Origin of the sequence: Bacteroides sp. L008 (genome assembly GCF_040812255.1) — a bacterium.
Taxonomy (GTDB): Bacteria; Bacteroidota; Bacteroidia; order Bacteroidales; family Bacteroidaceae; genus Bacteroides; species Bacteroides vicugnae.
In genome coordinates this window covers 377,855-394,264 of the sequence record NZ_JBFNXO010000002.1, presented here as the reverse complement: position 1 = coordinate 394,264, position 16,410 = coordinate 377,855, and the positions used below count along the sequence as shown (strand labels likewise).

7 protein-coding genes are annotated in these 16,410 nt (G+C 43.0%); 1 reads left to right on the top strand and 6 read right to left on the bottom strand.

Annotated features, from left to right (window positions below; translation table 11 throughout):
• Window positions 1-2: 2 nt before the first annotated feature.
• From AB3G73_RS20780 to AB3G73_RS20760, 5 genes are all read right to left on the bottom strand, one after another.
• Window positions 3-4,514, bottom strand: a complete 4,512-nt coding sequence (locus tag AB3G73_RS20780) for a translocation/assembly module TamB domain-containing protein (protein ID WP_367745554.1) — start codon at window positions 4,512-4,514, stop codon at window positions 3-5.
• Between the two features lie 114 nt (window positions 4,515-4,628).
• Complete coding sequence (locus AB3G73_RS20775; protein ID WP_367745553.1) at window positions 4,629-6,962, bottom strand: hybrid sensor histidine kinase/response regulator; 2,334 nt, start codon at window positions 6,960-6,962, stop codon at window positions 4,629-4,631.
• Between the two features lie 40 nt (window positions 6,963-7,002).
• Complete coding sequence (locus AB3G73_RS20770; RefSeq protein WP_195649251.1) at window positions 7,003-8,361, bottom strand: MATE family efflux transporter; 1,359 nt, start codon at window positions 8,359-8,361, stop codon at window positions 7,003-7,005.
• Between the two features lie 83 nt (window positions 8,362-8,444).
• Window positions 8,445-9,683, bottom strand: coding sequence for a pitrilysin family protein (locus AB3G73_RS20765; protein ID WP_320974572.1), 1,239 nt, complete (start codon window positions 9,681-9,683; stop codon window positions 8,445-8,447).
• Between the two features lie 5 nt (window positions 9,684-9,688).
• Window positions 9,689-10,528, bottom strand: a complete 840-nt coding sequence (locus AB3G73_RS20760) for a peptidylprolyl isomerase (RefSeq protein WP_148363880.1) — start codon at window positions 10,526-10,528, stop codon at window positions 9,689-9,691.
• Window positions 10,529-10,615: 87 nt separating this feature from the next.
• On the opposite strand from AB3G73_RS20760, the gene AB3G73_RS20755 reads away from it, so the two are divergent.
• The gene (locus tag AB3G73_RS20755) at window positions 10,616-11,989 is read left to right on the top strand and encodes a sigma-54 dependent transcriptional regulator (protein WP_148363881.1); all 1,374 of its coding nucleotides are present in this window, start codon (window positions 10,616-10,618) and stop codon (window positions 11,987-11,989) included.
• 220 nt (window positions 11,990-12,209) lie between these two features.
• Here the strand turns inward: AB3G73_RS20755 and AB3G73_RS20750 are convergent, their stop codons facing one another.
• Window positions 12,210-16,304 carry a two-component regulator propeller domain-containing protein gene (locus AB3G73_RS20750; RefSeq protein ID WP_367745552.1) on the bottom strand — a complete coding sequence of 1,365 codons (4,095 nt, stop codon included), beginning with the start codon at window positions 16,302-16,304 and terminating at the stop codon, window positions 12,210-12,212.
• Window positions 16,305-16,410 lie beyond the last annotated feature (106 nt).

Sequence of the window (16,410 nt, the reverse complement as noted above, 5' to 3'; positions counted from 1 at the left end):
GCTTACTTCTTTTTCTTAAAGATGAACAGTTCACTGAGTTTGTCCAGTTTCTTGCGAAGTACCAGACCGACTCCGGTTTCCGTAATCTCGCCTTCGAGTACACTCTCGTAGTTTTTATCGTAAAACAGACGGACATAACGGGTTCCGGTTCTATCCAAACGATATTCCAGAGAGATGTTATCAATAAAGGATTCCGCATCATTCGTCGCACTCTCACCTGTAGAAACCTTACCTCCGATTACAATCTGGAAACGATTGTTAAAGAGACGTTGTGAATAACGGAAACTGTAATCCGTACGCTTACCACCCGTATCCGACAAATCGTGATCTTCGATACCGACAGAAACACTGGCATTTTTCAGATTTCCCATCAATGAATTGATTTGGCTGCTTAATACGGAGTTCAGTGCGGAACCCATATTCAGTTTACCCAATCCACCACCTCCGCCACCAATCGGTCCGGTGCCAAGATAGGTTTTCATAACCATAATATAGAGAGCTTGTTTACCTCTCTCTTCCGCCCCCATGGCTGTCAACTCGTTTTGTATGGTTGCATCTTCGGGAGCAGATACATCAAATGCAAAGGAAAGATTATCCAACCGGTTCTTGACGACAATGGATACATCGAAATTAACCGAACGCGTTCCGCCGTTCTCTCCTTCGGAAACAGAAGCACGGATACGATCGGTGGCTTTGAAGTTCAACATCGGGTCCATGGGGTTTCCTGTCCATTCCACATAGCTACCGTTATCGATAGCAAATTCTTTGGCGGCAATGACAGGCAAAGCATATTTCATCAAACCGCCGCTCAACGTATAGCGTCCGGTCAATGTCAGATCACCTTGCGGAGTATATTTCATAGAGAGGTCACCTCCCCCTTCCAGTTCGACACGATTGTCATTGCTTGCATCCAAATCGACTTTCAAACGGACGGATGGATCGATATGTACCATCATCACCATGTCCAACCCACCTAAAGAAACAGTCGGCACTTCTTGTTGAACAACCGTAGTGGTGTCGCTAAACGAAGTAAAGGTTACCAGACTTCCCAAACGATCCTGTACCGTCAACGGTGAGTCGGTCAAGATATAGGAAACGTCTGTATTACCCAACAGGCTCATGTTTCCACGCATGTTCAATCCATCCAACGGTCCTTTCACTGTTGCCCGGAAATCGGCAAAGACTTTTCCGTAGACCAGACTCTCACGAGTGCGTTTGGCATCCAGAAGCGTATAGTTCTGCGCCAGCAGATTCAGATTTGCCATCGGTCGGGACATATCCCTGAAATCAACATAACCGTCAATCGTAAATGGAGTTTTTCCTGTTGTATAGATAGCGAATTTATCAAATTCCAACCGATTATTCTTTATCAGTACCGGACGGTTGTCGAACCTGAAATTAGCACCATACTGTTGAGAAAGGACAGAAACGCTATCCAGCACCAGTTCGCCATTAATCAAAGGCTGTTCGGTGCTACCCGTAATGTTCAGATTACCATCCATATCACCGGCCAGCGTAGCCATTTTATCAGGAATAAATACGTTAGCTACACGTAGCGGGAAATGCTCCAGAGTAGCGTTTACTTCCAGACTATCTTTTCCTGTCCGGGTTGGAAGCAGCTTACCATCCGCCACCATCACTTCTACTTCGTCGTGATTCAGATAGGCGTTCAGGTATTGCTTTCCCTGTTCGCCCGGTAGCCAAGTAGCTCCCACTGTCACGTCACCAATGCGTTGACGTTCATAAGTCAGCTCATCAATAGCTGCTTCAACCGAAAGCTGAAGATCCTTTTCGGTCTGTACATAGTGCGCTTCCGCAGAGAATAAACCGGTTATTTCCGGGAAGTAAGGAAGTACACTGCTCAAATCAGCCAAACTGATTCTTCGGATTTCCACATCAATATTCTGTAGAGAAACGGTGTCTCCCCGTACGGAATGTACACGGAATCCCATTCCTTCGTCATCCCACATATCGACATTGGCGTATACGCGCATATTCTTATGTACATAAATCCAATTATGCTTTTCATTGAAATGGAACTTCTGGAAGGCGATAATCGGTTCTTCCGGAATCAAGGTGAAAGCCAGTCCATCGCCTTTTCCTTTGCCCTCAAACAAGGGACGTGCATTGACACCGAGTAATACTCCTGTTTCTCCTTTTCCATTTTTAAAGTCTACCAACAACTCGGCATCCCGGTCACGAATCTCTCCCGTCAGTGTGGTAGAGAAGGAGAATTGCGGATTCTTGGGGCCGTTAATAACTCCGGCACGCAATTTCATGAGTGTGGTATCTTGTTTGACGGTAAAGAAGATGGTATCCAATTGCAAAGTATCTACTTTCAAGGCATGGACAGCGGCCTTTCCATTGATTCCCCAGTTGGGAGCCGTTCCGAATTTCACTGAAGCGTCATGGTAAGCTATCTTCTTGGTAGCCAGGAAATATGCCAAAGGGTTCTCTTGTCCTGCGGAGAAAGAGAAAATAGCAGTTGGCAATGCTTTGCGTAATTCAGCGTGATTCAAGGCTTTCTCCTCAATCTGCTTCATCAGTACATCTACAAAATGAGTGGACTGGCGAATCAAAGGATTAACGCCGGAACGTGCACTCAAATCGAGTTTCATATCTCCGGAGATTAAATGTGCCGAAACTAAATCCCGACGTGCTTCGGCAACTAAGTTAAAAGTCAGCGGACGTTTCATTGGCTCTGGCATGATTCCCAGTTCATGCAAATCCAGTTGGGTGACATCAATCGTTATTTTACCGTCGGGGTAGCTGTGTGCCAGATTGTATTCAGCATCCGTTGTCATTTTCAATAAAGCATTGTCACTTGTTAGATGTGCAGTGACCAATGCGCCTTTAAGTTCTCCCGTCAGATCAAGATTGGAAAGATGGTATTTAGCATAATGAAGCTGATCTAGTGAAAGATTCAATTTGGCAAATGAATGGTAGGACATGACATCTAATCCACGACCATTAGCCGCAGCCGAAAGAGAAAGTTCATAGATAGAGTCTTTCGGGAGGAAACTATGAAGTTGCAGATTGTCTATTTTCAGATCAGCCTTATAGACTTCGGTAGTGGTATTTAAGGCTGCATTCACGTCCATTGCTCCTTGTCCTTCTTTCAAACGGAGATTTGCTTTATATTCAGGACCTTTGATATCCACTTTCGCCACCAGATTCATGCTGTCAGGAATGACAAGCGTACCATTCGGCGCTTCTCCCGACAGAGCGGTCAGGAAGTTCAGGTTTTGAGTGGTCATTTTCAAGCCGATGGTTCCGGTGCGTGTGAGGCTGTCAGCAAGGTTTTCCAGAAGACCACCACCCTCCAATGCAAAAGCACCCGGCAGATCTACCGTGAAACGGGAAATCTGCATTTCTTTCAGATTGCCGTCCGTGCCGGCACGGATGACGAGCGGGCGGAAGGGATAGGCTTCTTTGAAGCTTTCAGGCAGACCGCCGGCAAATAGCATGACGTCTTCTTTGCCGATATAGGCATTGAGACGGGCGGATAAGCGTCCCGTAGTGGGGATATTGACCAGTTCCCAATAGGTATGGGCAGATAAATCGATTTCAGAATGGGGAGTGTTCAGTTTCAAACCGGGAACACAGATAACAGAATCATTGGAGTAGGCTCTACCCGTCAGGGAAGTGACGCTCAATCCGGAACGTTCGTTCATGGTAAATTCACGAATGACTGCGTTCATATCCCTCCCTTTATACAGCAAGGAATCCAGAGCGATGCGAATATCCCGGACGGCAATATGAGAAGCATCGAAGCCCTCTGCCGGTTGAGCAGTTCCGGTATCATAGCTGGCGGAGGTTCCCGATAATAAGAACTTCTTCAAGTCGTAGTACTGATTCTTCAAATCCGCTTGAGCATCATCGATGGCTGCTTCTCCAATATGGGTCGCCATACGCATGGAATCAGCAGGAAGCTGCATACTGAACGATACATTTTTCAATTTCAACTGATGAAGAGCTACTTTCCAGTTGATCGGAGCAGAAGCTGCGGTATCTTTGGGCGTAGTTGTGGTATCATTCATCAGTAGTTGCACGTGAGTGTCGGATAGTTCGACCTGATTGATTACCGCTACTTCATTAGACAGATCGACGCCATGACTTTGCAGGAAGAAACGTCCCAAAACGCCTTTAATCTTCATTCCCTCCATCAAATCGGCTGAATTAACGGCTACCCGGCTCAAAGTCACTTCATCCACTTCTACTTTTCCTTTTATCAACGGCCATGCCTGTACACGGACATTGAGGCTTTCTAAAGACAAAAGGGTGTCCGGCTGTTGAATGACCTCCACACCACGTACCAACAGATTAAGTGGGAAACGAAGGTCTATCCGCTCCACCTGAATCTGCATGCCGGTTGCTTTAGAGGCGTATGCAGTAACCTCCCGACGCAAAAGATTCTGAACGGGAGGAACATAAAGCAATACCATTAGTATTACAAAGAGTATTATAGGAGTAAGCAGTATCCAGCTTACCCAACGTATCCATTTTCGTTTCATGTAAAATGTGTCAGTGTAAATAAGGTGACACAAAGTAAACAAATTATTTTGAAAAAAGGTTTGGGTAATAGTAAGAAAGATATAAATAGTAGCTAAGGAGTAGGAGAAACCAGCTTATTGGGGCTTCTTCATTGTCTCCAAATAAAGCTCCGCTTCACTAATTATTTTACGGACAGCTTCTAATGTATTAAATGTTATTTCTTCTATTTTTTCCGAGAATTCTTCTCCACGACAAGCCTCCAACCATTTTAGTGGAGCGATGGTTTCCTCCGCTCCGATCATTGTGAAGAGAGGGAGAAGTTTATGCGCCATGGCAGCTATCCCATCCACTTCTTTATCGTTCAATACTTGTTGCATCCGTTCGATATTCCTACCTGTCTCTTCAATAAAAGTATGAATGATGGAGTATGCTGCTTCCGGATCATCTTCAGAATAAGCAGTAAGTGCAGAAAAGTTGATCCCGACAGTTCCCATATCTTCTGTAATATGCGCTTCATCGGCCGAAAGTTGACCTTCATTTACTGTTAGCAACAATTCCTTTACTGTAAACGGTTTATGCAAACAACCGGCAAAACCATGTTCATGTAAAGCGGCTTTATCCATCTCACTACGGGCAGTCACAGCAATAACAGGGATTGTTTTTGCTTGTGGTATATTAGAAGCCCGTAATAGTTTTACCAAATCAAACCCGTTAATGGCAGGCATTTGTATATCTGTCAGCAATACATCGAAGACGGAAGAGCGAAGTTGTTCAATCAGCTGTTCCAGCTGTTCACAACATACCGCATCAATACCATACTGTTTCAACATGGCAGCAGTCAGATTCAGCTGAATCTTATCATCATCAATCAAAAGCACACGAATGACTTTCATGGGAGGAATGGCAGCCGACTGTTTGGGAGCGTATGAACTTTCGTTCTCCGATGATTCACTTTCCGGAGATTCACTCTCCGCAAGGGATTTACCTACCGGATACAGAGGCAGAACGACCGTAAAACAGCTTCCCTCACCTAATGTACTCTGCACGTCGATTGTTCCCTCAAGCAAGGTTACCAGCTTCTTCACAATAGACAGTCCGAGTCCGAATCCTTCTTCCCCCTGTGCACCGGAAAGACGTGTGAACTCTTGGAAAATACGTTCACGATCTTCTGATGCCATTCCTTTTCCTGTATCGGCTATAGCAATGGTTAACTTTGAAGAATCATAACCGGCTGTCAGGCTAATCTCGCCTTTTTGAGTAAATTTTACAGCATTGGACAAAAGGTTATTCACAATTTGCCGAAGTCGCAAAGGATCGCTAATATATCCTCTGTTCAGTTCCGAAGCGACGTGACATTGCAAGGCTAATCCTTTGGCAGCAGTCAGAGGTTCGAAACTGACATAAATTTCATCAAATAGCTGGGAGGGGTTAAAGGTTACACGATTCACTTCCGCTTTATTGAGATCAAGCCGGTGGAAATCGAGCAAGTCACTGACTAACTTCAATAAATGTTCCGAAGAACTTTTCATATTGTCGAGATAGAATCGTTGCCGTTCATCTTCTGTCAACCGGGACAGAAGCTCGGTATATCCCATAATTGAGCCTAACGGAGCTTTAAAATCATGGGTAATGGCAAGCATTAATTTCTCGCGGGCAACAAGCAAATCTTCCGCTCGTTTATTCGCTACCTCCAATTGCCGGCGGTAACGGTTGCTACGGGAAATATCCCGCATAATCAATATCAGGAAAAAAGCAGATAATAGTACGGCACCAACCGCGATACCGCCGATGATACGTGCCGACCGCATCCTCACTTCCTGCTGAAGTTCGGCATCCTGACGGGCACGCAAGGTCATTTCTTCCTCATATTGTTTAATCAGGCTATCCATCCGTGCCGTCAACTGCGTATTCATCCGCTGGTACTTTGTACTGGTACGCCGGATTGTTTTCCTCCGTTGCAGTCGTTTTTCTTCGGTAGCCATGCGGATTTTCTGCTGAAGAGAATCTTTGGAAGTGGTCGGTTGAAGAATGGTATCGGTAGCGACTTCCAACGATGTATTTACTAATACGGCACTGTCTTGTTTAGAAGGGGAAAACACCTCGGCGAGTCGCTTAAAGAATCCCTTCTTTTTAGGCGTAGTGATTAAAGAGTCACGCTTGGTAATGACCCGATGTTGTACCCGCTGCTGGGTAATAACTGAATCCTGTTCGGAAATGATTTCTTCGATTTCCGAAGCAGAGAGAAGACTGTCGTTTGCCTCACTTAGCACCCGCAACATCTGAATCGTGTTTTGATCTTTCTCATGGAGAAGGGTCAACAGACTGTCTGTTCTTAAATTCTGTTGATCGTCGGCGGCCGATAATGCTTCCATCTCACGATGTACAAACACCAGCGAGAAAAGGAGGATCGCCAGCAACAAAGTGTAACCGGCGGTTATTTTCAACTTTGTAAAACGGAAGGAAGCCATTGGGGTTAAGTATTAAGTTTTAAATATCAAGTATTTAGTATCAGGTTTTGGGATGGGGTTCGGGGAGCTTCGTCATGTGATGAAAACGCCACCAAAGCATCAATCCTGCGCTCGTCAAACCAAAAGGGAACGCCATCCAGACACCTACTACTCCCCATCCCATCACAAAGCCACAGAAATAACCTACAGGAAGGGAAATAATGAAATAGGCGACAAAGGCAATCACCATCATTAGTTTTACATCTGAAATTCCACGCAAAGCGTTGGCAAAAGTAATCTGCAGTCCGTCGCCAAACTGATAAACGAGGAAAGGTAAGATTAGAGAGGTCACCATAGCAGCCACTTCCTGACTGTCGGTAAACCAGCCTCCCAAGTAATTCCGGCAAAGGAAAACAATCAAAGAAAGCACAACGCCCAATGTCATCATCAGATGAAAACCTGCATAGGCAGAACGACGTACATTGATGATGTCATTCTGACCTTTGAAGTTACTGACACGAACAGCCACAGCGGCACCCATACCGTAATACATCATAAATGTAAACTGCGAAATAGCCAGCATAACCTGATGGGAAGCCAGAGCGATAGTACCCAGCCAACCGATCATGATCGCACTTAGACTAAAGGAGGCTGTCTCCATTCCCATTTGAAAGGCAACCGGCCATCCGATCCCATTCAAACGTCCAAATATAGCTCGTGACCATCCCAAACGGAAAAAGCCAATCTTATAGCGGACAAAACGCGGACTACGCATAAAGATAATGATAAATATAATCACCATCACGATACGCGAGAACAGCGTGCTGATACCTGCTCCCAACAGACCTAATTCGGGCAATCCGAGCTTTCCATAAATCAGGATATAGTTTCCTATGATATTCAAGACATTTCCACCAAGCAATATCCACATGGCGGTTTTAGTATCCGTAATTCCGTCTGTAAACTGCTTAAATCCATTGAAAAGCATGACAAACACTAGCGAAGCGAGCAAAACAAGATAATACGGTTTAATCAGGGGAATCAATTCTTCCGGCTGTCCGAGACGTTCTATATTTAGATAAAGAACAGTCATACAGATAGTCAGCAGCAATGCAACCATCAGGTTTGCCAGCAAACTGTTGCGTAAAGCCTGTCCCGCAGGGGCATACTGCCGGGTTCCATACAAACCTCCCACAATGGGAGTCAGCCCATACGAAAACCCTGTACTGAAAATAATCGCCAGATTGAACACATTATTGACGAAGGAAGCTGCTCCCAGCTCAATCGTACTATGATGTCCGATCATTAACGTATCCGCGAATCCAAGAACGATTACTCCTATTTGACCGATCACAATCGGCAATCCGAGAAAAATCAGTGCTTTATAATGCTCTTTATATGTACTATAAATATGTCTCATTTACTTTTCCGTTACCTAAACGAATCTCCATTTTCAGGCAAAGGGACTTTTCCCTTTCACTGGTAGATTATAAAAGGGAGAATTTAATTTTGTTGTTTCTTATAATAAAGTATTACTCCGTTCTCCTTACGGAAAGCAGATTGAGCCACTGCCCGCAATTGTTCGGCTGTGACAGATCGATAACGATCAACCTCTTTTTCCATGTCTTCCGCCCGGCCAAGCAATTCGTACCAAGCCAGGTTGGTTGCCACATTCAAATAATTGATGTTGCCGAATATCTGGGTAGACTCAAATTTATTCTTCACCTTTTCCAGTTCCTGTTCGTCAACCAATTCTTGTTGCAACAAATCCAGTTCTTCCCGTACTGCCGCTTCCGCCTGTTCCAGGGTGACACCTGCCGAAGGTTTGCCACTAATATGGAATAACCCCGCATCTACACTGCCGGAAATATAGGCATCTATACTTGAGAATAATTGTTTCTGCTGTACCAAACGCTGGCTCAAACGGCTGGAACGCCCGTTGCTCAACACATCCGACAGAATATCAAACGCATAATAATCCGGATGATGATGATCGGGCATATGGTAAGCCATAAACAGGGAATCGAGAGGAACATTTCTCTCAACTGTCAGTCGACGTTCTTCCGTCTGCTCCTGTTCCTGTGGCAGGTTCCGTTGAGGAACTTCCCGACGAGGAATAGAGGCAAACCATTTTTCCGTCAAAGCAACCGCTTCTTCGAAAGAGATATTGCCGGTCACAGCCAATATAGCATTATTGGGAGCATAAAAACGGAAAAAGAATGCCTCCACTTCTTCCAGCGTAGCATTGGCTATATGCGACAACTCTTTTCCGATAGTAGGCCATTGATAAGGATGCGTCTGATAAGCCAGAGGACGCAAAAGATGCCCTACATCTCCATAGGGCTGATTCAAACAACGCTGTTTGAATTCTTCCATTACTACTCCCCGCTGTACCTCCAGACTCCGTTCACTAAAATCAAGACTCAGCATCCGGTCGGATTCCAGCCAAAAGCCGATTTCTACGTTCTGACGAGGTACAGTGAGGTAGTAATTGGTTATATCATTATTCGTCCAGGCATTATTCTCTCCACCCGCCAGTTGAAGCGGCATATCATAATCGGGAATATTCACCGATCCTCCGAACATCAGATGTTCGAACAAATGGGCAAAACCGGTATGTTCGGGATCTTCGTCACGGGCTCCCACATTATATAATATATTAAGGGCAACCATCTGCGTACTTTCGTCCTGCGAATGTACCAAACGTAACCCATTATCAAGAATATGCCTGTTGATTTTCATATATTTCAGTCAAGTATTGTCACCTTTGTTATTTTTACATCTTCTTCGGGACGGTCGCTACGGTCGGTTTTCACCTGCTGGATTTTATCCACAATATCCATACCTTTCACGACTTCGCCGAATACGGTATATTCGCCATCCAGATGCGGAGTTCCTCCCACCGTTGTATAGGCTTCAATCTGTTCCGGAGTGAAATGAAATTCCGGTTCTTTGGCAGCCATTTCCTGTGCCTGTGCAAACAGTTTTTCCTGCAAATCATAAAGACCGTTCTCGTCATTTTCTTTCCGCATCTTATAGATTTCTTTCATGTGTTTCTGTGCCAGCGTATTGAAAATAACATTAATCTTATTCTCATTCATCTGGCTTTCCATACCCAGCAAGGTAGAATCATTGAACACCTTACCCGTCACGATATAAAACTGGCAACCGGAAGATTCTTTCTTCGGGTTCACATTATCTCCCTGACGAGCAGCGGACAGGGCACCTTTCTTATGGAAATATTTAGGATATACAAATTCAGCGGGAACAGTATAACCTACATCTCCGGTACCCAACATTTTTCCTTTCGGCGCATTTTTTGAGTCCGGGTCACCTGCCTGAATCATAAAATCTTTGATAACGCGATGAAACAACGTACCTTCATAAACTCCGTCTTTCACCAGTTTGATAAAATTATCGCGATGCTTCGGTGTCTCATTATAGAGCTTTACCTCGATGTCTCCTAAAGTGGTTTCAATCTTTACCAACGTTTCTTTATCCATGTCTCCTCCTTTTTTTGTTCCGGTTTTGCAGGCAGTAAGTCCGCAAAACGATATGGTTAATATGATCAATAAAATCTTTTTCATAACGCTTTTATTTAATTTAAGTTTGCAAATATACCATTTTCGCCTAAATCCTCTTACCTTTGTGACTTAAAAGAATCAAAACCTGACATGATGAGCTCCATATTGATCGTTGAAGATGATATCACTTTTGGAATGATGCTAAAAACCTGGTTAGGCAAAAAGGGCTTTGAAGTATCATCAGTGAGTAATATTGCCCGCGCCCGAAAACATATTGAAAGCCAAAGCGTCGACCTCATTTTATCAGACTTGAGACTCCCCGACCACGAGGGCATTGATCTACTGAAATGGATGAACGAACAAGGCATTGATATTCCTTTAATTATCATGACCGGTTATGCAGATATACAATCGGCTGTGCAAGCAATGAAACTGGGAGCACGTGATTATATCGCCAAACCTGTGAATCCGGAAGAGTTGCTGAAGAAAATCGCAGAATCCTTACAGGTCGGAAAGGTTCCGGTGACTCATAATACCGCCAAATCTTCTTCTAAAAAAAGCACCTCCATTTCATCTAAAGATTCAACAGAAAATCATCATGCCTATCTGGAAGGTGAAAGTGATGCAGCCAAACAACTTTACAACTATGTAGGTCTGGTAGCTCCTACCAATATGTCCGTACTTATCAACGGTTCCAGCGGAACAGGAAAAGAATATGTGGCACACCGCATCCACCAACTTAGCAAACGGAATGACAAGCCGTTTATTGCCGTAGATTGTGGCTCTATCCCCAAAGAACTGGCGGCCTCCGAATTTTTCGGTCATGTAAAAGGTTCGTTCACAGGAGCCTTGACAGATAAGACGGGGGCTTTCGTTGCTGCCAACGGCGGAACTATCTTCTTGGATGAAATCGGGAATCTTAGTTACGAAGTACAAATACAACTGCTCCGTGCCCTGCAAGAGAGAAAGATACGTCCGGTAGGCTCCATGCAGGAAATATCAGTAGACATCCGTCTGGTATCTGCAACAAATGAAAATCTGGAACAAGCTATCGAAAAAGGAACTTTCCGTGAAGATCTTTATCACCGTATTAATGAATTTACGTTGAAAATGCCTGACCTAAAAGAGCGGGAAGAGGACATCCTGCTCTTTGCAAATTTCTTTCTTGATCAGGCAAATAAGGAGCTGGACAAGCATCTGATAGGCTTTGATGCAAAAGCATCACAGGCTTTACTGAACTATCATTGGCCAGGTAACTTACGCCAAATGAAGAATATCGTGAAAAGAGCGACCTTATTGGCACAAGGCAGTTTCATCACTCTCCTTGAACTTGGGACCGAACTTTTGGAAACTCCCGTATCCAGTGTCACAAGCATAGCATTACGCAATGAAGATACCGAAAAAGAACATATTCTGGAAGCATTGCGCCAAACCGGAAATAATAAGAGCAAAGCTGCACAGTTACTGAATATTGACCGGAAGACATTATATAATAAATTGAAATTATATAATATTGATTTGTAGCAATTTACAATCTTATATTTCTCAAGCATTCTCATGCCTATGAGAAAAAACTCTCATAGGCATGAGAAAAAGTTCTCACTATAATGAGTATTTTTTCTCATCACAGTGAGAACACTTTAGATTGTACTTCCCTGATACTATTTGACTAGTTCTTTCTTTATTCTTGTTACAGGTTGATTAGAATGATTGCGTAATAACCTGCTAATAATTGGCTACCTTTCTATATTTCTCCCATATATTTAGAAGGAGATACTCCAAAATGTTCCGTGAAATGTTTGCGAAGAGTGCGAGTATCAGAATATCCGACCATTTCCGAAATCTCCTGAATAGAATAGCGGTTTTCCAGAATTAATGACGCCGCTTTGCTTATACGTATACTGCGGATCATATCTATGACCGACAAATCACTACGCTGCTTCACTTTCCGATACAACGTAGGCTGGCTCATATTTAATTGTTCCGCCAACATCTTCACATTAAAATCTTCATTGGAAAGATTAACCTCTATAACATGAATAAGCTGTTGCAGGAAAGTATCTTCTTTCCCTCCCTCTTCCGATTCTTGTTTCAGCATCAAGGCCTTTGTATAAATCCGTCTCAACCGTTCTCGTTGTAAAATCAGGTTATCCACTTTGGCAAGAAGAATCTCCGGATTGAAAGGTTTCAGCATATAATCATCCGCTCCACTATAAGAACCATGCAAGATATCAGCATCTTCCGATTTTGCAGTCAACATCAAAATCGGAAGATGCGCCGTTTCCTGTTGTGCACGAATCTCCCGACAACAAGTAAAGCCGTCTTTTACAGGCATCATCACATCCGAGATAATGAGGTCGGGCAATTGTTCTTTTGCCATACGCACCCCTTCTTCACCGTTGCCGGCTTCATATACTAAATACTTAGAAACAAACAAACTCCGGATATATTCACGGACTTCTTCATTATCCTCAATAACCAACAAGCTTTTTTTGGATGTTGTTTCTTGGCTATTTTCTGATGCAGAAAGAAATAGTTCCGACTTCAACTCTTCATTCGGTTTCGTACTCATTTGCTGACAGTCAACCAGTTCATAATCATCTTTTGCAAAATGCTCCTTGCCATCAGGAATATATAAAACAAACGTACTCCCTTCACCCGTTTTGCTCTCCAATGTCACTTTGCCATGATGCAAATCCATCGTATTCTTCACAATGTATAATCCAATCCCTATCTTTGTTGATATTTCCGGTATATTTTCTCCTGTTATGAACGATTCGAAAACATGTTTCTGCAAATCCTTCGGAATCCCTGCCCCTGTATCCGAAACAGCAATCCGGCAATATCCTTGTCCATCTTTCATTGTATGGGAGACAGAGAGCAGGACACTACCACCCGAAGATGTATACTTAAATGCATTCGAAAGAAGATTTTGCACGGCCGAAGTAATTTTGGGTTCATCTACCCAATACAACAGTTTTCCTTCAGGCAGATTAACCTCAAAGCGCAAATCCTTGATCTCCGACATTTGCCGGAATGGTTCCGACACACTCTTTATCACCCGAGCCAAGTCGGTCTCGGACAATTGGAGTTTAACCATTCCTGCCCCTATTTTTTGCACATAAAGTAAATGATCTACTAAAGTATGCAAGGAAGTAGCATTCTTATGCATTATCTGCAATTTCTTATAAAAAGGTTCCAACGGATTAGCTTGTTTCATCAATTCCTGCAACGGAGCAAGAATCAAAGTTAGCGGAGTACGCAGTTCGTGGGCAGCACCAGTAAAGAAATTTTCACGTTCCATACGTATCTGCCGTTCTTTCTCACGCTCCAGACCAACAGTCAGCAATTCATGTTTCATCTGCATTTCATGTTCCAGACGCCGTTGTCTCAATCTTAACAATCGCACAAAATAAGCTATCATGCCAATCACCACAAAGAGAATAAACAACCGAAAAGCCACTGTGCGACTCCAATGAGGAAGTATCTTTATATTCAGGGAAGTCACTGCTCCCGTCTGTCCATCCGGAAATATATTCTTTACCTCGAATACATAGTCCCCTTCCGGCAAGTTAGTATATGAGGCTTTTTCTCCATCATCAGATATCAGCCAATTCTCCTGATAGGGCAAAAGCCGGTAGTTATACTTTTGTTGTTCATTGGAATGAGACAGATTATTGAAAGTCAAAGAAAAATCGCGATTATCATTATTCAAAATAACTTGATTGGTATAAGAGATTCCCTCCCGAAGTATTATTTGACCGTTTATCTCCTTATCTATTTCCACCGGACGGTTGTCGACTTCCAATCCCGTTATCAATACCCGTTCATTTGCAGGATACACATCTACATCATCCGGATGAAAGTAAGTCATACTCTGATTATTCCCAAAGAACAACGTATGGTTACTGAATAAAGCCGAACGGTTACTACCTGCAATATAATAATTATAGAAAAGGTGCTGATGACGGCTATAACGGGAAATTCCCGAATTGCTGCCCAGCCATATATGTCCTTTAGCATCTTCCGTAATACAACCGACAAAATTACTGCACAATCCGTCAGCAGTTGTATAAAATTCACGAATCGAATCCTGTTGAGGAGAGAGAATTGCGAAACCATCCATATAGCCTACATACAGATTTCCATCTGTAGAAGCTAACAATGACCGCACTGAATGATTCTTTACATTTGCTTTCTGCTCATAGCCAGACTTGGCTGATATTTCACCGGAAGCAGAGACAGACACCCTACATACTCCCTGATTGCTTGTGCCCAGCCAGATACCCCCGTCTTTTGTTACAGCAATAGAACGTATGGCAAGTGCTTCTTTTTTATCTAGTTTCTGTTCAACCGGCAAACGCTTGCACATTCTTTTTTTAGGTTCAAAGAGCAAAAGTCCTTTTTCAGTACCCACCCAAATAACTCCTTCAGCATCTATATAGATAGCCCAAATATCCGAAGTATAGATGATACCATCCACCAGCAAAGTATAAGTTATGAATCGGCGGGATTTAACATCATAAACGGTAAATGTCCCATTTCTATTCCCGAACCATAAATTACCCTGTCCATCTTTCAAAGAACAGAGCACAGTTTCACTACTATTTCCCGAACCGGAATATACAGTAGAAAACTGTAGCCTCTTACCTGATTCATAAGGTTCATCACTTCGCATAATACCTTTATGAAAAGTGGCCAGCCATACAAAACAGTCGTCGTCCATCGTTATACTGCAAATCTCATTATGCCTATCCTGATAAAAACGGTTATAGAACTGTGACCGCAAGTCCGAACACATCACTCCTCCACCGTTTGTCCCAATCCAAAGCACCCCATTCGGATCATAATAGGATGAAATCATACGAGTTTCCAAGTTTTGCTGAACTTGTGAAGCTGTATTATTATAAATTTCTGTAGTGAGTTTCTGTGGATATCCCTTATCCGGTATCAACACAGTATAGCCACTCCAAGTTACCGCCAGATAACGGTTATTATCTATTGGTATGACTTGATAAACATCCGTATGGGAAAGCTGATTTCCCTCTGTTGTCCCGTCATACGAGATCCTGTCAATCTGATGAGTCCGCAAATGATAGCGAATAATCCCCCGGGCAATGGTTGAAATCCATACAATATCATCCTTACACATGACAGAAGTAATCTGAATAGACTTTATTGTATCTAATGGGATCAACGTCCGGCACAACTTCTCACTATCCGGATGAAATAACAGCAAGTTACTGAAATTGGTAACCAGACACAACCCTCTATTTTCATCAAAGCAAACAGCAGAAAAAAATTCTCCTTTTGCGGATAGTAGCTTAAAGTCCTTCTGAAGGTTCGCACAAATAAAGTCTGCATCGCCTGACTGATTTTTATGCTCTTTCCATTGATACAACAATAATTTATCTTCGAATATAGCCCAAAAAGAAGTTTCATTCAAGGGTAACAATCCCCAGAGCCTGACTCCATCCGTCTCCTTTCCGGATATGACAGGAGTAAAACATTCGGATTTTCTATTAAAACAATAAAGTTTGTTTCCGGCAATAATACCCAGATAGTCTTCAGATAATTTCACAATCTTTTCAACCGAAACAGACATTTCCATCGGACTGAAATTTTTAATCATCTTCCCATCATAACGGCTTAAGCCATTATTCGTACCAAACCACATAAATCCATCCGCATCCTTACAAATGCAAGAAACGGTATTGTCTGCCAGTCCATCCTGCATTGTCAACAAACGAATATCCTTATCAAAAAAAGCATAAACGGAAACCAAAGGAATACTGCTTATTATCAGAACTAGTAAGATTAGATTTAAGCGTTTTGTCATATTAATCAATTTAGGGCAAATAAACGAAATAAAGTCAAAACATACAAAAAAAAAGAATAAAGAAATGCCGCATGAATTAAACATGTACACTGAATGAAAGAAATAT

Coding starts and splice junctions, on each gene's coding strand:
- AB3G73_RS20750 (WP_367745552.1), bottom strand. CDS start 16,304: ATGACAAAACGCTTAAATCTAATCTTACTAGTTCTGATAATAAGCAGT.
- AB3G73_RS20765 (WP_320974572.1), bottom strand. CDS start 9,683: ATGAAAATCAACAGGCATATTCTTGATAATGGGTTACGTTTGGTACAT.
- AB3G73_RS20755 (WP_148363881.1), top strand. CDS start 10,616: ATGATGAGCTCCATATTGATCGTTGAAGATGATATCACTTTTGGAATG.
- AB3G73_RS20760 (WP_148363880.1), bottom strand. CDS start 10,528: ATGAAAAAGATTTTATTGATCATATTAACCATATCGTTTTGCGGACTT.
- AB3G73_RS20770 (WP_195649251.1), bottom strand. CDS start 8,361: ATGAGACATATTTATAGTACATATAAAGAGCATTATAAAGCACTGATT.
- AB3G73_RS20775 (WP_367745553.1), bottom strand. CDS start 6,962: ATGGCTTCCTTCCGTTTTACAAAGTTGAAAATAACCGCCGGTTACACT.
- AB3G73_RS20780 (WP_367745554.1), bottom strand. CDS start 4,514: ATGAAACGAAAATGGATACGTTGGGTAAGCTGGATACTGCTTACTCCT.